Genomic DNA, 19,322 nt, shown 5'->3' on the forward strand with positions numbered 1-19,322 from the left:
CGTAGGCCTCGCCTTACTCCTCACCCTCTCCATGGCGACAACTCCCTGGTCTTGGGCGTCTGAAGCAGCAAGGCGGTGGACGGCGTTCTCAGTAGTTGTGTCCTTGGTGACCGCTCCTCGAATCAAGGCGCTTCTGCGGTGTGGCGATGCGGCCGACCTCGGGTTGCCGCGGTGGGCGAGGCTTGGCGGCGAAGGTGGCGTTCTCGGGGATGCTGAGCAGGCCGCGTTCGACGCCGTAGCGGATGGTGTCGCGGATGTCCTCGGCCGTGGCCAGCAATGGGCCGGCGAGCTCTTCCGGTGTCGCGGTGACGGCGCCGCCCGGGCTCCACACTGCCAGGGCGGCGAGGTCGGCGGCGAAGGAGGTGTGGCGCTGGCGGTCGTCCTGACGCCGGATCATGGCGACCTGGTCGGCGGGCAGGTCCAGCACCTCCTCGGCCCGCGGCGGGTCGGGGGCCAGGTGGAAGCGGGTCACGCCGCTCGCGGTCTCGGTGCTTAGCAGGCCCGCGGCCACCAGGAGCGGCAGCAGGTCCGGGCGGGTGGCCGGTGCGGGCAGGCCGAGCTGGGCGGCGAAGCCCGACAGGTCGTCGATGGGGGAGTTCCAGCCGCCCGAGCCGCTGGACCATGGCTGGTAGGCGGCGGCGATCCGGTCCTCGGTGGCTTCGCCGGTGGCCGAGGCAAGCTGGACGGCGTACAGCACCTCCTGGCCCGGCAGCCCGAGGCACCTCCGCCAGCCGGTGCTCGCCGGCCGCACGGCGGGCCGGCTGCGGGCCAGCCAGCGGGGCGGCTCAAGGCCGGCCGGCCAGAACTGCATGCGCCACAGGTCGCCCTCCGACGCCTCGAAGCCGGGGATCTCCGGCGGCGTCCTGCGGCAGGAGACGCGGACCCGGTACAGGCCCGGCGCGTCGAGTTCCAGCGGGGTGTCAACGTAAAGGTCGCTGCTCATGACGCTGGTCAGCACGACGGCCCCGGTGCCGGCGTGGTACGGCGTCTCGACCACGTCGTCCCACCCGTGGTCGAGGGGCGGGGGAGCGCCATGGGCCTCCAAGCGCACGCGGTGACGCCCGTCCCGGGAGGACGCCTGTAACCATCCGGCGCCGGCCTTGGCGATCGTGCCCGAGGGCTGCGCGTCCAGGTCATGCTCGTCGAGCAGGGGCAGATCCGTTTCCGCCACCGGTTCCTCGTCCCAGGTGTCCCGGACGACGATCGTGCCGTACTCCGGCCAGTAATCCTCTACAGCGATGATCTCCATGCCATGACCGTAACCGTGAGCGGGCTGTTCTCGCGGAGCGTTTGGCGCCTCCGAACTCCAGCGGGATAGCGGCGCCCCTCCGGGGATTCACCGTGGGCCGATCAGGTGCCGCGCCTCCAGCCGCCGCAGCGCCTCGCGCACGACGTTGCGGCTCGCCCCGAACTGGGCGGCCGGCTCACGCTCGGAGGGGAGCTTGGTCCCCACCTTGATCTCACCGGAGCGGATGTCGTGCTCAAGCTGACGCGCGATGCACTCGATCAGCAGCCCCCGGTAGGAGTGTGATACGTCCTGGCCCATCGGTGCCGGCGGCCCGGCGGGCATGCATCCCGAGGTCATAGGAGGTCTTCTGTGGCGGAATCGCGGTCTGTGACCGGTGCCACATGGGCGATCCGGCTCTGCCCTGAGCTCGTACAATTGGACCACGCCTCGGAGATGGAGCCATATGGTCACGCCTGGTCGACGAGTGACGATTGCAGACGTGGCGAGTCACGCACAGGTCTCCGTCACCGCGGTGTCCAAGGTGATCCGCAACGCCACCGGCGTCAGCCCCGCCATGAAAGACCGGGTCAAGACGGCCATCGAGGAGCTCGGCTACCGGCCGCAGGCCGTGGCCCGGGGCATGCGCGGGCGCACCTTCACGATCGGTCTGGTGCTGCCGCACATCAGGAACCCCTTCTTCGCCGACATCCTCGACGGTCTCACCGACTATCTGGACAGCACCGACTACCAGGCATTCATGATCCAAGGCGGGGCCACCCGGAAGGTCGAGCAGCGGGCGGTCGACGCCCTGCTGTCGCGACAGGTGGACGGCATCATCATGGTCGCTCCGCTGGCCTCGAAGGCGCGCCTGGAGGATGTGGCGAAGGAGAAGCCGCTCGTGGTGCTCGCGCGCCACGAACGCTCGCCGCACTACGACTCGGTGTTCGACGACGACGAGGCGGGCGCCGAACTCGTGGTCGAGCACCTCATCGAGCTGGGGCACCGCCGCATCGCGCACATCACGCACCAGGACGACAGCATCGCCCGGCCCGGCGACCTGCTGCACAACATTCGCTCGGCGGCCTACGAACGAGTCATGAGTGAGCACGGGCTCGCCGCTGAGATCGCGGTCGCGACCAGCTTCTACAGCGAGAAGGGCGGCTATGACGGCGCCCGTGAGCTGCTGAACCGTACGCCGCGCCCGACGGCGATCTTCGCCGGAGCCGACCAGGCGGCCCTCGGAGCCCTCGCCGCCGCCCACGAGGCCGGCATCTCGGTCCCAGGAGACGTCTCGGTCGCCGGCTATGACAACACGCACCTGGCCGCCCTGCCCAACATCGCGCTGACCAGCGTCGACCAGGACGGGGGCGAGATGGGCCGCGCGGCGGGCAAGCTGCTGCTGGAACGCGTCGAAGGCCGCATGACGCCGGTGCGCTTCTCCGTCACCCCCAGCCTGGTCGTCCGCAGTTCGACGGCCGCACCGCCGGTCTCATAGGTCACCGCGGATAAGCTCGTCGCGACGGCGGATGCTCATAGTCCGGACCCCTCGCCCCGCCAATGAACGCGCCGTCGAGACGCGCATGCGTGCGGAGCTGGACGGCGCCGGCATCGCGCGGCTGCGAGAGTCCGTGGTCCGGCTGACGCAGGCACTGCACCGTCCCGCTGCAGACGACCGCTCCTGAGCGCGCTGCCGCCTTCGCGTGCGACCGCCCTCACTCTTCCGAGACGCTGGTCAGCAAGGGAAACGTTACTCCTGGGGTCCATTGATTGCCCGTTTCATCTGCATAAAGAGTGGGAAACGTTACCCAAATCATGCCTTGACACCCTCTCAAGTAACGCCTACGTTAACCGCAGCGGGGGATCGCTTAAAACGATTCAATAGCCCTGGAGGGGTTGTGTTGGAAACCTCCCACCGCACGCTTGCCGTGGCCCTGGCCGTGCTCGCAACGGCGGCCCTGACCTCCTGCGGATCCAGCTCCAGCTCGGAGCCCGCTGCCGGCGACACCGTGACCTTGTCCTTCCAGACGGGATCCGACCAGACGGCCGTGGACATCGCTGCGGCGCTGGCCAACGCCTTTATGAAGGCCAACCCCACCATCAAGATCGACACCGAGTCGCGGCCGGGTGGCAGCGAGGGCGACAACGTCGTCAAGACCCGGCTGTCCACCGGCGAGATGACGGACGTGTTCTGGTATAACTCCGGCTCGCTGCTGCAGGCGCTCAATCCGGCGCAGACCCTCGTGGACCTCACCGGCGACCCGGTTCTGGCCAACGTCCAGCCGGACTACCTGCCGGTGGTGACGAACGAGAACAAGGTGTACGGCGTCCCGGCGAGCACGCTCACCGGCGGCGGCATCCTGTACAACCGCAAGGTCTACGACAAGCTCGGCCTGCAGGTCCCGAAGACCTGGGCCGAGTTCATGGCCAACAACGACAAGATCAAGGCCGCCGGGATCACCCCGCTGATCGGCACCTTCAAGGACACCTGGACCTCGCAGATCTTCGTGCTCGCCGACTACCACAACGTGCAGGCCGCCGTGCCGACCTTCGCCCAGGACTACACCGCAGGCAAGGCCAAGTACGCGACCACCCCTGTCGCCGCCGGCGGCTTCCAGCACCTGGCGGACGTGCACGCCAAGGACTACATGAACAAGGGCTTCGGCTCGGCCACTCTCGACCAAGGCCTGAAGATGCTGGTGGAGGGCAAGGGCGCGCACTACCCCATGCTCAGCGCACTGCTGCCGCCGCTGCTGGCCACCTACCCGCAGACGGCCACCGACGTGGGCCTGTTCGGCATCCCGGGCGACGACCCGGCCAAGAACGGCGCCACCGTTTGGGAGCCGAACGCCATCTACATCTCCAAGACCACTGAGAAGCTGGAGGCGGCCAAGAAGTTCCTGGCCTTCGTCGCCTCACCCGCGGGAACGGAGGCGGTGACCACGGCCGTGCAGCCGTCCGGACCATACCGGATCAAGGGCTCCAAACTGCCTGAGGACGCCCTGCAGGTGGCCAAGGACCTGCAGGCTTACATCGACCAGGGCGCGACCACGCCCGCGCTGGAGTTCCTGTCGCCCATCAAAGGCCCCTCGCTGGAGCAGATCACCGTCGCCGTCGGCTCCGGCCTGACACCACCCGCCGAAGGGGCGGCCCAGTACGACAAGGACGTCGAGAAGCAGGCCAAGCAACTGGGACTCGCCGGATGGTGACGAAGCAGCATGCCGGGCCCCGCAGGGGGTCCGGCGCGCCGCTTGGCCATCGGCACGCCCACTCACCTGCGAAACGCCGATCGGCCTACCCGTACGCGCTGTACCTGCCGGCCGCCGTCGTCTACCTGGTCATCTTCCTGGTGCCGACAGTGATGGCGTTCTACTTCGCGCTGACCCGCTGGACGCTGTTCGACAGCGAGTTCGTCGGCCTGCAGAACTTCCGCGACTTCCTGTCCGAGCAGAACCTGCGCATCGGCTTCCAGAACACCGTCATCTACGCGGTCGTCACCAGCGGCTTGAAAGTCGTGCTCGGGCTGCTGCTCGGTGTCCTGCTCACCTCCCGGCTCCGGTTGCGCGGCTTCCTGCGCTCGGTGGTGTTCTTCCCCGTGCTGGTGTCCACCGTGGCGGTCGGCATCACCTTCAGCGCGCTGCTGCGGCCCGACACCGGCCTTGTCAACAAGGCCCTCGCGCTGGTCGGCGTCTCCGGGGCGGACTGGCTCGGTGACGCCAACACCGCGCTGCTGTCGGTGGCGCTGGTGGACGTGTGGAAGGGCGTCGGCCTGGCCACTGTCATCTACATCGCCGGCATCATGTCCATCCCGCGCGACTACTACCAGGCGGTCGCCGTGGACGGCGGCAACGCCTGGCACCGGTTCCGGCACGTGACGCTCCCGCTGTCGTGGCCCGCCACGTACTCGGTGATCATCCTGTCGTTCATCGGCGGACTGCGCTCCTTCGACCTCATCTGGACGATGACTCGCGGCGGGCCCGGCTTCACCAGCGATACCATCGCCTCGATCATCTACAAGCAGTACCAGGCCGGTTTCTTCGGCCTGTCCACGGCCGGGAACGTGCTGCTGTTCCTCGTCGTGACGGCCATCGTCGTCCCACTCAACTACGTCCTGGGCAAGAGGCAGGTCGCCGTATGAGAACGCTCAAGAAGCTCAGCGCCGAGACGATCACGCTGGTTCTGGCCACCGTGATCTTCCTGGTGCCGTTCTCGTTCATGCTGCTGACCGCGGTCAAGGACCAGGTCCAGTCCGCGGACCTCGACTTCGCCTGGCCCGCGAGCTGGCCGATCGTGCAGAACTTCATAGCCGTGGTCGAGGCACGTGACTACGTGCTGCTGCGCGCGTTCGTCAACAGCACGATCCTCACCGTCGCCTCCGTCGCGCTGGTCGTCATCTTCGCCGCGATGGCCGCCTTCGTGCTGCAACGCCGGGCCGGCAAGATCGGCTCGCTGGCCAACTTCCTGGTGCTGTCCGGATTGATCATCCCGCCCGCGATCGTGCCGACCATCTGGCTGCTGCAGGCGATCGGCCTGTTCAAGACGCTGCCCGGGCTGATCCTCGTCGAGGTCGCCTACGGGCTGTCGTACGCGGTGCTGTTGTTCCGCGCCTTCATCGCGGCCATCCCACGTGAGCTGGACGAGGCCGCCCAGATCGACGGCTGCAGCGGGATGCGGCTGTTCTTCCGCGTGATCTTCCCGCTGCTGCGGCCGGTCACCATCACGGTCATCCTGACCAGTGCGGTGGCCGTCTTCAACGACTTCGTCAACCCGCTCTACTTCACCCCCGGCGACGACAACGCCACCGTCCAGGTCACCCTCTACAACTTCCAGAGCCAATACAGCACCCAGTGGAACCTGCTGTTCATGGACATCGTCCTGATCACGATCCCGCCGCTGCTGCTGTTCATCTTCTTCAACCGCAAGATCGTCGCCGGCATGACGGCCGGCGCCATCAAGGGATGACATGACCTTCCTGAACGTCGAACCGGTCACCTTCGAACACCACCGCGAGCCCGTCGGCATCGGCGAGAGCGCCCCGCGCCTGTCCTGGATCGTCCGGACGGATCTGCCGGGCTGGCTGCAGCGGGGCTACGAGATCGAGCTCAGCGACGGCACCACTACCGGCCTCGTCGAGTCGGGCGATTCGGTGCTCGTGCCCTGGCCGGGCCCGGAGCTGGGCTCGCGTGAACAACGCGGCGCGCGGGTGCGCGTGCACGGTCACGACGGCTCGGCCAGCGACTGGAGCCCCTGGTCCTGGGCGGAGACGGGACTGTTGGACCCCGCCGACTGGCAGGCCCGCGCCGCGGCGCCGCCGCTTGACCTCCTCGGCGGCCCCGATGGGCCGGCGCTGCTGCTGCGCCGCACCTTCACCTCGCGTCGGCCCGTCGAGCGCGCCCGCCTGTACATCACCGCCCACGGCACATACGAGGCCGAGCTCAATGGCCAGGTCGTTGGCGACGACGTGCTCGCCCCCGGTTGGAGCAGCTACCATCACCGCCTGCGTTACCGTACCCACGACGTCACTCATCTGCTGCGCGAGGGCGCCAACACGATCGGTGCCACCCTGGCCGACGGCTGGTGGCGGGGGCGGATCGGCTTCGCCGGAGGTCGGTCCGCCGTCTATGGCGACCGCACCGCGCTGATCGCCCAGCTGGAGATCACCTACGCCGACGGCACCACCGACACCGTCGTCACCGACGACACCTGGCGCTGCGCGACCGGCCCTGTCACCGCGGCCAGCTTGTACGACGGAGAGAAGCACGACGCCCGCCTGGAGCCGGCCGGCTGGTCGCGGGCCGGCTTCGACGACACCGGCTGGTTGCCCGCCGACGCCCTTCCGCACGACCAGAGCCTGCTGGTCGCCCCGACCGGCCCGCCCGTGCGCCGGACGGAGACACTGCGCCCGAAAGAGGTGCTGACCGGCCCGGACGGGGAGACCATCCTCGACTTCGGCCAGAACATCGCCGGCCGCCTGCGCATCCGCGTCCAGGGCCCCGCCGGGCACACGGTCACGCTCCGCCACGCCGAGGTCCTGGAGAACGGTGCCCTCGCCCTCCGGCCGCTGCGCCACGCCGCCGCGCTCGACCGGTACACACTGCGCGGCGACGCGGAGCCCGAGACGTGGGAGCCGCGCTTCACCACCCACGGCTTCCGCTACGCCCGGATCGACGACTGGCCCGGGGAACTGGGGCCAGACGACGTGCTCGCCGTCGTCTGCCACACCGACATGCGGCCCATCGGCGAGTTCGACTCCTCGAACTCGTTGCTGAACCGGCTGCACGACAACGTCCGCTGGAGCATGCGCGGCAACTACGTGGACATTCCCACCGACTGCCCACAGCGCGACGAACGTCTCGGCTGGACCGGCGACCTCCAGGTCTTCGCCCCCACCGCCGCCTTCCTCTACGACTGCGCGGGAGCGCTCGCCTCCTGGCTCGCCGACCTGGCGGCCGAGCAGACCGTGCACGGCACCGTCCCCGTCTTCGTGCCCTGGCTGTCCCTCAGGCCCGAGCCCGACCCGGTGGCGGCGGCCGCCTGGGGTGACGCGGCCGTAGTGGTGCCCTGGACGCTCTACCAGCGCACCGGCGACCTCGGCCTGCTGCGCCGCCAGTACCCGAGCATGAGCGCCTGGGTGGACCGGATCGCCGAGCTGGCGGGCGAGACCCTCCTGTGGGACACCGGCTTCCAATACGGGGACTGGCTGGACCCGGCCGCCCCGCCCGAGCGGCCCTTCGAGGCACAGACCGACACCGGCCTGGTCGCCACCGCCTACTTCGCCTACTCGGCCGGGCTGGTCGGCGAGACCGCCGCGCTGCTCGGCCGCGCGGCCGACGCCGCCGGCTATCGCGATCTGGCCGAGCGCGCCGGGGCTGCCTTCGACGCTGCATACGCCACGTCCGAGGGCAAGATGAGCAGCGACTCCCAGACCGCCTACGCCCTCGCCCTGCGATTCGGGCTCCTCGACGGCGCAGAACGTCGCGCCCACGCCGGCGAACGCCTGACAGAGCTCGTGCGGACGAACGGCCACCGCATCGGCACCGGCTTCGTCGGCACCCCGCTCATTTGCGACGCCCTCACGGACTCCGGCGCCATCGACGACGCCTACCGGCTGCTGCTGCAGACCGAGTGCCCGTCCTGGCTGTACCCGGTGACGATGGGCGCCACCACGATCTGGGAACGCTGGGACAGCCTGCTGCCTGATGGCAGCGTCAACCCCGGCGAGATGACCTCCTTCAACCACTACGCTCTCGGCGCGGTCGCCGACTGGATGCACCGCACCGTCGCCGGGCTCGCCCCGGCCGAGCCGGGCTACCGGCGGATCGTCGTCCGTCCCCGTCCCGGCGGCAGCCTGACCCACGCCCACGCACGGCTCGACACCCCGTACGGGCGGGCCGAGGCCGGCTGGGAGATCACCGGCGAAGAGCTGACGCTGACCGTCGTCGTCCCCGCCAACACCACCGCCGCCGTCCACCTGCCCACCGACCCGGACACCCCCATCGAGGTGGGCGCGGGACATCACGTCTTCCGTTGCGTGCCCCCAACTGCCACCCGATGATCCGCGCTCACGAGTTCCAGCACCAAGGACGCACGCTGCGCGCCACCCTGCACATCCCCGACGGCGAGACCAGGCGGCCCGTGGTCGTTTTCGTGCACGGGTTCTCCAACAACCGGATGAGAACCGCTCCTTCGTCCTGATGGCCCGGAGTTTGGAGGCGGCCGGCATCGCGCCCGTCTCCTACGCTCGCCGCTATCTCGACCACTACGACGGCAGAGCATGATCGATGAGCTTGTGGTGAAGCTGGACCTGGACACGAAGACCCATCGGCGTGCAACGGACCCAGGGGCGGACTCCTTACCTCCGCACTCGTGGCAGGGGGATCTGAGCGGCCGTCCCCGAGGTTGAGCTCAAACCAAACGGCAGTGGGGAAGCCTCAGAGCCTGCGAGGACCCGGGCCGGTCTCGGCGAGTACGTCGCCCGGGTTCAGCAACGCGCACGCCTTCATCGACAGGCAGCCACAACCGATGCATCCGTTGATCTCGTGGATGAGCCGGTCCAGTGCCCGGCGGCGTTCCTCCAAGAGCTCCTTCCAGACGCGCGAAGCCCGCTTCCAGTCATCAGCGGTCGGCGCACCGTCGGCCGGAAGCGCGGCCAGAGCCGTCTTGACATCCGACAGGGGCAGCCCGAAGCGCTTCGCCGCGCTGATGAGGGAGACCCGCCGCAGGACATGGCGAGGGTATCGGCGTTGGTTGCCCGCGGTGCGCGTCGAGGTGAGAAGCCCTTGATCCTCGTAGAAGCGCAAAGCCGACACGGCGACCCCGCTGCGTCGGCCGACCTCGCCGATCGTCAGCAGTTCCTCTCCACCTTGTGCCGAAGGCGTCGGTTCCACGTCTCCTCCTCTTGCCTTCTCAGCCAGAAATCTCAAGTGGGCTTGAAGTATAGGCACATCACCCGGTGCCGACCTGTCCAGCTCGATGACCTGGAAGCATTAGTCGCTCTCGGTGGCCGAGGACGGCTCACTCCACAAGGTTTCCCGGCAACTCTCCATGGACCATGGCAGATGGTCACGGCCGCCCCCCGGCGTACACGCGTCAGCCGGCCATCGCGTGCCGCTGTCGTGTGAGGCCGTGTGTCAAAGGTCACAGCGCCGAGACGGTCGCATAGCTGGACCTCAAGTGCGCTTGAGGACATACGGTCGAGTTCGTCGAAGGGAGAATCATGACCTACGTCGTCGCCCAGCCGTGTGCGGATGTGAAGGACCGTGTGAACGTGCGGTTCTTCGACAACAACGGCTCGCCGGGCGGCGAAGGGTGACCAGCGAGTTCGCCGAGCGCTTCAAGGCGGGATTTCGACGGCACGCCGCCGGTGTCACGATCGTTGCCGCCTCGACTGAGAATGGGCCCGTCGGGGCGACCGTCTCCAGCGTGACGTCGGTCAGCGCGAGTCCGCCGATGCTGTCCTTCTCAATGTCCCGCTCCGGCAGATCCGGCCCCAAGCTGGTCGAGAGCTCGCGACTTGTGGTTCACGTGCTGGCGGCATCGCAGGCGAAGGTGGCGGCGGCGTTCGCCGATCGCTCGGCTCCCCGTTTCACCGCCGAGCAGGGCTGGATCGTACGAACAGGCCATCCACCGGTTCTCGACGGAGCCGTGGCCGGCTTCTACGGGCGGGTCGTACGTGTGCTGCCGGCCGGGGAAGCCTGGCTGGTGCTGGTCGAGGTCGACGAGGTCAGCCTCGGCGACGGCGCTGCACCCCTTCTGCACCACGACCGCCGCTTCTGGTCGCTCGGCGAAGCGCTGGGCCCCGCCGTCCATGCCGGACCCGCCCAGGCCCTGCGGCCCCTCTGACCCGCCCCTATAACCATCATTTGAAAGGAAATTCGTTATGCGCCTCTTCGCGCCCACTCTGACGGTCTCCGCGCACTGCGACCTGCCCTGCGGCGTCTATGACCCCGCGCAGGCGCGCATTGAGGCCGAGTCGATCAGGGCGATCATCGCCAAGGCCGCGGACAGCGACGACCCCGACTTCCGCACCCGTGCCATCGTGATCAAGGAGCAGCGCTCCGAGCTGGTCAAGCACCACCTGTGGGTGCTGTGGACCGACTACTTCAAGCCCCCGCACTTCGAGAAGTACCCCCAGCTCCACACCCTCTTCAACGAGGCGACCAAGCTCGCCGGCGCGGCCGGGACCAAGGGCACGCTCGACGCCGAGGCAGCCGACCGGCTGCTGGCCAAGATCGACGAGATTGCCAAGGTGTTCTGGGAGACCAAGAACGCCTGACAGGCCGTGATGGGGGTTTGCTTCGCGCCGCCGGGCCCCGCTGGTACGGGTTCGCGGCGGCGAACGCGGCACGCGTCGTTGCCGTGGGGGTGAGGATGCCGAGGATGCCGACGGCGATCGCAACCCTGGCGAGGGTCTTACGGCGTAACCAGGTGCGCGGCTTTCTGTTCGCAAGCGCTGCGCTCTGAACGTGCGGCATCTGCGTTTCTCCTTGATGGCAGGGTGAGCGGGCTCTGCGTGCAGCGGGTTTGCTCGATCCTGTCCCGCTCGAAAACACGGTTTTGGGTTCTGAGCTGGGATTCTGCTGCGCGAGCAGTGCGGCGGCTGTCACCATCGCGGCGTGTTGTTGTCGCTGATCTACCGGGTGGTTCGGTGCTTATTCGGCCTTCTGGCGGTGCTGGTCCGCTCTGATGCGCCCAGGGAGGCTGAGCTGCTGGTGCTCCGACACGAGAATCAGGTGCTCCGCCGTCAACTCGGAGGCCGGCCGCGGTGGGGTCGTGCCGACCGGCTCTGGTTCGCGGCATTGTCTCGACTGATCCAGCGCCGCCGGTGGGCCGAGGTGTTCCCGGTAACCCCTGCGACGATCTTGCGCTGGCATCGCGGCCTCGTGGCGCGGAAGTGGACTTTCACCGACAAGCGGCGCCGGGGTCGGCCTTGCACTCGACGGCCGGTCAAGGCGGTGATTGTGCGGATGGCGCGGGAGAATCCGACCTGGGGGCATCGCCGAATCGAGGGCGAGCTGGCCCGCCTGGGGTACACGATCGCGGCCTCCACGGTGTGGGAGATCCTGCACGCGGCCGGTATCGATCCGGCACCCCGCCGGGCCGGGCCGAGTTGGCGGCAGTTCCTGACTGCTCAAGCCCACGCGATCATCGCGTGCGACTTCCTGATGGTCGAGACGATCCTGCTTAAACGGCTGTACGTGCTGGTCTTCATCGAGCACGGCACCCGCCGACTGCGCCTGGCCGGAGTAACCGCGCACCCGACCGGCGCGTGGACGGTGCAGCAGGCCCGTAACCTGGTGATGGACCTGGGGGAGCGCATCGCCGGGCTGCCGTTCTTAATCCACGATCGGGACCCGCTCTTCACCGTCGCCTTTCGGGAGGTCTTCACAACCGAAGGGCTTCGGATCATCACCACTCTGCCGCGGACGCCGAGGATGAACGCCATCTGCGAGCGGGTCATCGGCACCCTGCGCCGCGAACTGTTGGACCGGATCTTGATCCTCAGTGAACGCCATCTTGCCTTGGTGCTTCGCGAGTACCCGATTCACTACAACGGCGGCCGCACCAGTCCCGGCACCAACGGCCCCCGGACATGGCAACACAGCCCGCTCGCGACGTGACCGAACTCAACGACCTGCGGTCCATCCGCCGAAGACCCGTCGTCGCAGGCGTGATCAGCGAATACGACCACGCCGCTTAACCGCAGCTCAGCCCAGGAAAACTCAATATTCGAGCGGCACAGGATCAACTGGGACGTGATCACCTACGTGCTCGGCTCCCGACGGAAGATGCGTCCCCAGGTACTGGCCAAGATCCGCGAGTTCGCGGCCGGAAAGAACGTGGTAGTCCTGACGAGCCGGGCACGGGCGCGACGTTGGCTGCAGGAGCTGGCAACCGAACGAGCCGGGCATCTTCCGACCTGACGTTGTGCGAATCGCCGGCTGGCAGTGAGATGGCAGCCGGGGTTCCCGCCAGGGGCCGACCCCATCTACTGACGGTGTCGCACAGCCGGGAGGATCTTGCCGAGCGGAGACGGCGGCTCACGGGTAGCCGGTGATGTCTCCGTACTTCTTCGGCACCCCTGCCCCGCACCGTACTCGCGATCAGGCTGCGATCAGCAAGTTCCCTGCCGAGCGGGGCAGCTCACTTCTGTGATCGCTTAGTTCTTCATCTACACGCCCATGGAGGCGAGGATGTCGTGGGCAAGCGGCGCGCTCGAAGCGGCCACGAACGCTTGCCGGCGGTCCATGGCCCGGTTGATATCGGCCAAGCTTCCGAACCCATAGTCCAGGGAGATGGGCCGGCCTTCGAGATCGAGGACCACGCCGCCCGCAGCGTCGAGAACGTAGTGTCCGGGTGCGAGGTCCCAGACGGCGAACCCTTTGGCGAACTCGATCACCGCGTCGGTGAATCCCGCCGCGACATGGCACAGACTGACGGACCCGAAGTCGACCCCGATACGGCCGCGGACCGCCCCGTCGTCCGATGGCTGGTTCAGCGCATCGATCAAGCCCGTCTGCAGTGCGAGCGGTCGAAGCCTCTCCACGGGCTTCATGAGGTAGTTGGTGATCAGGGCTTCCCGCAGCTCGGCGAAGCGATGGAGCCTCAGCTCGTGAGTCTTGCCTTCCGCGGTGATGATGAACGCCTGATCCCGGCCGGCCTCGTCGCGAGCGGCGAGATAGATCTGCAGGTGGTGGAAGATGTCGCCGATCACGGCGGCGACGGGCCGGGCAAGACTGCGGGAGTAGACCATGACGTGCGTGTAGCCGTGCAGGGCCCGCACGGCCAGCTCGCTGGTGTCGAGTGGGTCGACCAGGACGCACAGGTCAGGGTCGGGGTCGTCGCCGATGACCTGCGGCTCGGCCTCTTCTGAGGCGTAGACGAATGAGGGGATGATCGCAGTCAGGAGCTCCCGGTAGCGCTCGTGCATCCACAGGTCGTGGGCGGACAGGAAGTTGTCGGCGTGCCGCAGGTTGGCGGCCTCTGAACGCTCACCCGACAGGGCAGCCTGGATCAGGCGGGGCCTAATCTCGCTGATCACCAGGGCGACCAGGTCGGCGAGCTGGTGGGCCAGGCCGGGAAGCGGGGGTGAGGCGTTCACGGTGTACCTCCGTTGGTTCAGCGCAGCTCTAGCGGCGGCTCGATGCCGGGAGGGCTCATCGTCGCGGCGACGAACACCGCCTTGAAGTTTGCCGCCCGCATGATGCTCGCGCCCGTCAGATCGTCGAAGTCGCTGACTTCGAGCTTCCCCTTCGTCATGGCCCCGAACACCGCGAAGTAGATCTCCGCTCCTGGGTAGCGGCTGCGGATCTCCCGGGAGATGAAGCCCACCACGTCGGCATGCTTGACCTCGAAGTCACACAGAACGATGGTCGGGGATTCAGGCAGTTCGGGGTTCATCGAGGCTTTGTCGAGCGCGATGAAATCGCGGCTCTTGCTGCATTTGAAATAGCCGATGGGGCATCGACCGAATTGAGCAGACGCGAGGAAGGTCGCCATCACGAGCCCCGCTTCGTTGATGCCGAAGCAGGCGTCCACATCGGTGCGGCGGCCGATGTTCTTGATCTGGTGGATGAGTCTTTCGATGCCGTATCCGAAGGAGGCCCAGGTGAGGTTCAACAGTTCACCTGGCTCTGGGTTGGGCAGCGAGTAGACCAGCCGCACAGGATTGCCGTACTCGACCGTGGGGACGGCGAGACCGAAGTCCGGACCGACGTTGTTCACCTCGGCGGGGATCTTCCGGGTACGGGGTTCGGCAGGGGGCCCTGTAGGCGCCAGCGGGTGCTCCGCCCGGCTGGCGGGCTTGGCTGTGGTGAATCTCTTCAGGGCGAGCTGGTCCTCCACGGCCAGGCGCTCATAGGCCTCGGCCACCAGGTCGCTGGGGGAGATGCTCTCCTCGGCGGTGCCTGTGGGACCGCCGCCGTAGGCGGCGGCCAGGATGAGAAGGCTGGCGAAGCTGGGCGGTGAGCCTGCCGAGCCCCGCTCTCGCGCCCAGGTCTCCCAGGCGTTGACGGATGTGCCGCCGAGGCTGGTCTGGTGGCCGGTCACGCTGTTGTAGCGGACCGCGGCCTGGTCCTGGGAGAGGCCGCATACGTACCGGTGGGCTTGGAGGCTACAGATGTCCGGATGCTGATTCATCAGCTCTATAGCGGCCTTTTTGACCGATCCGCTCTCTTCCCAGAATTGCTTTCCGATACGTGCTAGTTTGCGACCTCGTGCCTGAGGGCTTCCCGTATTTGATCGTTGTCCACGCATCGGGTGCCTCCTCTCGGGAAACGCCCATCAGGTTACCCATTCCAATGGGCAATGGTATGGGAGTTGATACAAACTCGCAGCTCAGCTTCGCCTAGGGATCGGGGTGATTGCGGCCAGCTCAGAGGTGTGACAGTAAGTCGTGCAGTCCTAACGTCGTTGTCATGCCACCCGGACACGTTTCCTCCCGCCGCAAGGGCGTATCCGCTGAGACCGCCGATCAGTTCTACGATGCGTTGGAGCCGGTGCAGCAGGAGTTGAAGCGGCGGCATATCCCGTGCCTGCGCGTGATGCTGATCAGCATGGAGTTGCGGGACGCGCAGCCTTGCACCTTCCCCCGCTACCACATGCCGGCGCTGGAGATCTGGGACCGGCAGGGCAAGATCGTGGCTGCGGTCACCGCCAGCGTGGACCTGAGCTGCTTCTACGTGGCGGTCCCCGCTGAGCAGAGCAAGCCGTACGTGGTGCCCGCCGAGGCACCCGAGCAGGTGAGGTGGCGGTGCTCATTCCGGGCTATGACCGGGAGGGCTCATGAGCCCGGCCACCAGGGCGTCGGAGACAGGGTTCCGCTACCCGTACGTGATCGGGTGGACCGGGGAGGCCCTGGAGCGTCACGTCTTGGGCTGGCAGCCACACCGTGAGGGGGAGCGGCTGAGCTACGCCGACGAGCGCAGGCCCGACTTCAGGACGGTCAACACCCGCCGCCAATGGCGCTGCATGTCTAAGCAGCTGTGCCAGGTGTGCACGCGATCGGCGGCGGACCGAGGTACGGGCCGGACCTGGTGGCTCCTTTCCTCACGCGAGGGCGCGGGGACGGGTTCACCAACGCTCCACCACCTGCCTGTTAGCAGAAGTGGGCCGTGCCGGTCGAGGAGGAAGACGGAGGCGGGCAACAGATGCCCTCCCCTCGGGAACACCCAACGCAGAACAGGAGCAGAGGTCATGAGCACTTCGACCATCGAGCCGAGCATCGGTCGGGCGGACGCTGTCGCCGTTGGGGAAGCCGCGTTCGACCCGTTCGACCTCGACATCAAGCTCACGGAGAACACCCCGGCGGCCAACACGTCGCTGAGGTGTGGCACCGGTGACACGTGCGGCAGCTCCTGCCCGAGCGCCTGCACCACGTCATAGACCAGCCATCGGCCCGGGTCCCCTCAACGGGCCCGGGCCTGCGCCCCCGGAGGGTGAGTAGGAACGGAGTGAACACGATGACACGGACGCGGATCAGGCGGTATCGGCGCACCGGCACCGCGATGCTACGCGCCACGATCCATCTGACCCCACCTCACCTTCCGGACTGGCCGAAGCCCGGCTGCTCGATCGAGCGATGGCGGTCGTGGCTGTCTGCGGTGTGGGCGGATGAGTCCTTCCGGCAGGCGGTCACCAACGCCAGTCCGGATCTGGCGCGGCAGGTCAGGGCTGTGCTCGACGGGCAGGTGAACAACGTGCGCCGTGCCAGACGCGCTGCGCTCGCCATCGCCCGGTACGCCCTGCGCTACGCGCATCGCTCCACGCCGTTCGGTCTGTTCGCCGGGGTCGTCCTGGTCGAGTTCGGCGGCAGCTCGCTCGTGCGCGTCGGTGATGCGCACGAGGCCGTCCACCGGCCCGACCCGACAGCCTTGGACTCGGCGATCACCGCGTGGGAGACGGATGAGAGGCGGATGGCCGACGTCGAGGTGTGCGTGAACAACCTCGCCCGCGTCTTCGACGGCCGTGTTCACGTTCCGGCCGAGGGAGCGGACGAGTTCACCCTGATGTCGACGACGGCAGTGGAACTGGTGCTGCAGGCCGCCGACTCCCCGATCCCGGACGCTGCCCTGCTCGGCAAACTCGCCGCCGAGTTTCCGCACGTCGAATGCCGCCGCCGCGCGGAGCTGGTTGCGGACCTCCTGCGCACGCGCCTGCTGCGCTCCCGTCTGCGGGCCGCCGCCACCATCACCGACCCGGCCGCCGTCGTGCCGTCCCCGCTTCTCACCGCCTGCGAGCGCACAGCGGTGGACATGCGGTTGGACGCCGAGGTGCGGCTGCCCGACACCGTCGCGGTCGAGATGGAGACTGCGGCGACGATACTGGCCCGCCTCGCAACGCATCCCGCCGGTACTCCGGCCTGGCGGCGCTATATCGAGCGGTTCGTCGATCACTTCGGCGAGGGGACCGAGGTCTCGGTGGAGCAGCTCACCCACCCCAGCGTCGGGCTTGGCCTGCCGGACGGGTTCAGCGTGTTGTCGGAGCCGCCGCGGCCGATGTCACGCCGTGACCGGTTGCTGCTGGATCTGGCCGGGGCTGCCGCCGTCGAGGGCAACCGTTCGGTGATCTTGTCCGAGGCGATGGTCGAGGAGTTGGAGGCCGCCGCGGCCGAGCCGTTCACCAACCTCGTGCCCGCGCCGCACTTCGAAGTGTGCGCCCAAATCCAGGCTCGGACGGTGGCGGCGCTCGACGCGGGCGACTTCCGGCTGCGCGTCCAGACTGTCTCCCGCGCGGCCGGCGCCATGTCCGGGAGGTTCTGGCATCTGTTGCCGGACCTGGCCGCCGGATACGCCGACCTGCCCACCGTCGCGCCCGACGCGACGTCGGCGCAGTTGTCGTTCCACCCAACCCGGGCCGAGGCCGATCTGCTCACCCGGGCTCCGCGCGTCCTGCCGAATCTGGTCAGCGTCGGCGAGTATCGAGATGCGGGGGAGAACGTCCTGCATCCCCGTGATCTGGTCGTCGGCTCTCGCGACGGTCACCTCTATCTGGCGGTGGCCGCGACGGGGGAGCGCCTGGAACTGCTGGCACCTACGGCGATCAACTTTCTGTGGAACAGCTACACGCCGCCGCTGGTCCGGTTCCTGGCCGAGATCAGCCGTGCCGCCACGGCGCAGGTGACCTGGTTCGACTGGGGCGCCGCGTGGACGTTGCCGTTCACCCCGGCCGTGCACTACCGGCGTACCGTCCTGGTCGCCGCTCGCTGGCAGCTCCACGCCCGGAAGCTGCCCGGCCGTACGGCGCGCCTGGAGGCGTGGGCTGAGCAGTTGCACGCCTGGCGCGGCAGGGCAGGGGTTCCCGAGCGGGTCCTGCTTGCGGTCGATGACCAGCATCTGCCGCTGGACCTGGCGCGGGAGATGGACGTGGACCTGCTGCGCGCGCACCTGAGCGGGACACCGGTCGCGGTGCTGCATGAGGCGCCGCCGCCGGATGCCGATGGGTGGATCGGCGGGCGGGCGCACAGCATCGTCGTCTCGCTGGAGTCGCGGCGATGAGCGCACTCGCCACACAAGCCCTGGCAGAGGGCGCACTCGGCCAGGCGCTGCTGCACATCGAGCGTGCCGATCTGGCCGGCGCGCACCCCCTGCTGCAGGAGGCAGTCTCCGGCGGGGTCAGCACCGGCTCCAACGCGAGCTTGTATCACGGAGCCCCGGCGCTGGAGTTCGTCCTCGGTCGCGCCGGGCGCGTCGATCGCGACGTGCAGGCAGGTGTCGACCAGGTTGTAGCCGCTCGTCTGGCCGCCGCCCGCCGGCGGCAGCAGGAGGGGCGGTTGCCGTCGCTGGCGGAGTTCGACCTCATCAGCGGGCTGACCGGGCTGGGGGCGCTCCTGCTGGTCCGGCCCGGCTCCTCACCGCTGCTCGAAGAGGTCTTGACCTACCTGGTGTCGCTGGCGCGCCCGATCAAGATTGACGGCCGGATGCTGCCGGGCTGGTGGTCGCCGGACACCCCCACGCACGAGGTGGAGGTGTCTGGCGGTCATAGCAACAACGGCATCGCGCACGGCATCGCTGGGCCCCTGGCGTTGCTGGCACTGGCCGCTCGCCGGAGCTTCCATGTCGACGGCCAGCGCGAGGCCATCAAGACGTTCGCGACTTGGCTGGAGGAGTTCGGCGGCTCCTACTGGATCACCCTCGACCAGCTCACCGCCGACGAACCGCCGCGGGTGTCTCCTTCGCGGCCGTCGTGGTGCTATGGGGATCTGGGGATCGCCCGCGCCCTGCAACTGGCCGCGCTCGCGCTGTGCGACCCGGCCCGCAGGCAGAAGGCCGAGGACGCGGCGCTGGCGGCGCTGCTCGACGCGGATCGGCTCGGCCGGGTGAGCGATGCGTCGCTGTGTCACGGCTGGGCCGGGATCTTGACCGTCATCACCGCCATCGCTGCCGACAGCGCCACCCCCGGCCGGTTCACTACGAGCATCCAGCACGCACGCCAACGCCTGGCCGCCGGACTCGGCGACCTGACCAAACCCGGATTTCTGGAAGGGCGCGCCGGGGCGCAACTGGCGCTGGAGGGCTCGGATCTCACCGGCTGGACCTGCGCTCTGCTACTTCACTGACCCTCGCAGGACCACCTGGCACGAACACGAAGCAAAACGGAG

At 68.2% G+C, this 19,322-nt stretch carries 19 protein-coding genes; 14 read left to right on the forward strand and 5 right to left on the reverse strand.

The genetic code is table 11. The features are described from left to right. Positions 1-88 precede the first annotated feature (88 nt). Positions 89-1,249, reverse strand: coding sequence for a DUF6042 family protein (locus tag ACTWQA_RS41780; RefSeq protein ID WP_443164422.1), 1,161 nt, complete (start codon positions 1,247-1,249; stop codon positions 89-91). An 87-nt stretch (positions 1,250-1,336) separates the two neighbouring features. Further along, the gene (locus ACTWQA_RS41785; protein WP_443164423.1) at positions 1,337-1,585 is read right to left on the reverse strand and encodes a winged helix-turn-helix domain-containing protein; all 249 of its coding nucleotides are present in this window, start codon (positions 1,583-1,585) and stop codon (positions 1,337-1,339) included. A 142-nt stretch (positions 1,586-1,727) separates the two neighbouring features. Here ACTWQA_RS41785 and ACTWQA_RS41790 point away from each other — a divergent pair, with 142 nt between their 5' ends. From ACTWQA_RS41790 to ACTWQA_RS41815, 6 genes are all read left to right on the forward strand, one after another. Beyond that, positions 1,728-2,723 carry a LacI family DNA-binding transcriptional regulator gene (locus ACTWQA_RS41790; protein WP_443164424.1) on the forward strand — a complete coding sequence of 332 codons (996 nt, stop codon included), beginning with the start codon at positions 1,728-1,730 and terminating at the stop codon, positions 2,721-2,723. Positions 2,724-3,123: 400 nt separating this feature from the next. Continuing rightward, positions 3,124-4,434, forward strand: a complete 1,311-nt coding sequence (locus ACTWQA_RS41795; protein WP_443164425.1) for an ABC transporter substrate-binding protein — start codon at positions 3,124-3,126, stop codon at positions 4,432-4,434. Then, a complete protein-coding gene (locus ACTWQA_RS41800) occupies positions 4,428-5,363 on the forward strand; it encodes a carbohydrate ABC transporter permease (protein WP_443164426.1) in 936 nt (311 codons plus the stop codon). Before ACTWQA_RS41795 ends, ACTWQA_RS41800 begins: the two co-directional genes overlap by 7 nt. After that, positions 5,360-6,187, forward strand: a complete 828-nt coding sequence (locus ACTWQA_RS41805; RefSeq protein WP_443164427.1) for a carbohydrate ABC transporter permease — start codon at positions 5,360-5,362, stop codon at positions 6,185-6,187. The genes ACTWQA_RS41800 and ACTWQA_RS41805 overlap by 4 nt, the downstream gene beginning before the upstream one ends. A gap of 1 nt (position 6,188) precedes the next feature. Beyond that, positions 6,189-8,780, forward strand: a complete 2,592-nt coding sequence (locus ACTWQA_RS41810) for a glycoside hydrolase family 78 protein (RefSeq protein ID WP_443164428.1) — start codon at positions 6,189-6,191, stop codon at positions 8,778-8,780. Beyond that, positions 8,777-8,920, forward strand: a complete 144-nt coding sequence (locus ACTWQA_RS41815) for a hypothetical protein (RefSeq protein ID WP_443164429.1) — start codon at positions 8,777-8,779, stop codon at positions 8,918-8,920. The genes ACTWQA_RS41810 and ACTWQA_RS41815 overlap by 4 nt, the downstream gene beginning before the upstream one ends. A gap of 236 nt (positions 8,921-9,156) precedes the next feature. Here ACTWQA_RS41815 and soxR read toward each other — a convergent pair whose 3' ends face one another. Beyond that, a complete protein-coding gene (gene soxR, locus ACTWQA_RS41820) occupies positions 9,157-9,612 on the reverse strand; it encodes a redox-sensitive transcriptional activator SoxR (protein ID WP_443164430.1) in 456 nt (151 codons plus the stop codon). Positions 9,613-10,033: 421 nt separating this feature from the next. Between soxR and ACTWQA_RS41825 the strand changes: the two genes are divergently transcribed. The 4 genes from ACTWQA_RS41825 (at position 10,034) to ACTWQA_RS41840 (ending at position 12,648) form a co-directional block, all read left to right on the forward strand. Then, positions 10,034-10,567: a flavin reductase family protein gene (locus tag ACTWQA_RS41825; protein WP_443164431.1), complete on the forward strand. Its 534-nt coding sequence runs from the start codon at positions 10,034-10,036 to the stop codon at positions 10,565-10,567. Between the two features lie 37 nt (positions 10,568-10,604). Continuing rightward, positions 10,605-11,000 carry a superoxide dismutase, Ni gene (sodN, locus tag ACTWQA_RS41830; RefSeq protein ID WP_443164432.1) on the forward strand — a complete coding sequence of 132 codons (396 nt, stop codon included), beginning with the start codon at positions 10,605-10,607 and terminating at the stop codon, positions 10,998-11,000. A 340-nt stretch (positions 11,001-11,340) separates the two neighbouring features. After that, positions 11,341-12,345 (forward strand): integrase core domain-containing protein, encoded by a 1,005-nt coding sequence (locus tag ACTWQA_RS41835; protein ID WP_443164433.1) that lies wholly within the window; start codon positions 11,341-11,343, stop codon positions 12,343-12,345. Between the two features lie 135 nt (positions 12,346-12,480). Then, positions 12,481-12,648: a hypothetical protein gene (locus ACTWQA_RS41840; protein ID WP_443164434.1), complete on the forward strand. Its 168-nt coding sequence runs from the start codon at positions 12,481-12,483 to the stop codon at positions 12,646-12,648. A 248-nt stretch (positions 12,649-12,896) separates the two neighbouring features. Here ACTWQA_RS41840 and ACTWQA_RS41845 read toward each other — a convergent pair whose 3' ends face one another. Both ACTWQA_RS41845 and ACTWQA_RS41850 read right to left on the reverse strand, forming a co-directional pair. Beyond that, positions 12,897-13,826 (reverse strand): inositol monophosphatase family protein, encoded by a 930-nt coding sequence (locus ACTWQA_RS41845; protein WP_443164435.1) that lies wholly within the window; start codon positions 13,824-13,826, stop codon positions 12,897-12,899. Between the two features lie 17 nt (positions 13,827-13,843). Further along, positions 13,844-14,980 carry a hypothetical protein gene (locus tag ACTWQA_RS41850; protein WP_443164436.1) on the reverse strand — a complete coding sequence of 379 codons (1,137 nt, stop codon included), beginning with the start codon at positions 14,978-14,980 and terminating at the stop codon, positions 13,844-13,846. A gap of 161 nt (positions 14,981-15,141) precedes the next feature. Here ACTWQA_RS41850 and ACTWQA_RS41855 point away from each other — a divergent pair, with 161 nt between their 5' ends. The 4 genes from ACTWQA_RS41855 to ACTWQA_RS41870 all read left to right on the forward strand — a co-directional run bounded on the left by ACTWQA_RS41855 (position 15,142) and on the right by ACTWQA_RS41870 (position 19,280). Next, positions 15,142-15,618 (forward strand): hypothetical protein, encoded by a 477-nt coding sequence (locus ACTWQA_RS41855; protein WP_443164437.1) that lies wholly within the window; start codon positions 15,142-15,144, stop codon positions 15,616-15,618. Positions 15,619-15,919: 301 nt separating this feature from the next. Continuing rightward, entirely contained in the window at positions 15,920-16,108 is a 189-nt protein-coding gene (locus tag ACTWQA_RS41860) for an FxLD family lanthipeptide (RefSeq protein ID WP_443164438.1), read from the forward strand. Between the two features lie 77 nt (positions 16,109-16,185). Beyond that, entirely contained in the window at positions 16,186-18,219 is a 2,034-nt protein-coding gene (locus ACTWQA_RS41865; RefSeq protein ID WP_443164439.1) for a lantibiotic dehydratase family protein, read from the forward strand. Further along, a complete protein-coding gene (locus ACTWQA_RS41870) occupies positions 18,216-19,280 on the forward strand; it encodes a lanthionine synthetase LanC family protein (RefSeq protein WP_443164440.1) in 1,065 nt (354 codons plus the stop codon). Before ACTWQA_RS41865 ends, ACTWQA_RS41870 begins: the two co-directional genes overlap by 4 nt. The last annotated feature ends 42 nt before the right edge of the window (positions 19,281-19,322 follow it).

Source organism: Nonomuraea sp. 10N515B, from assembly GCF_052245915.1.
Classification (GTDB): domain Bacteria; phylum Actinomycetota; class Actinomycetes; order Streptosporangiales; family Streptosporangiaceae; genus Nonomuraea.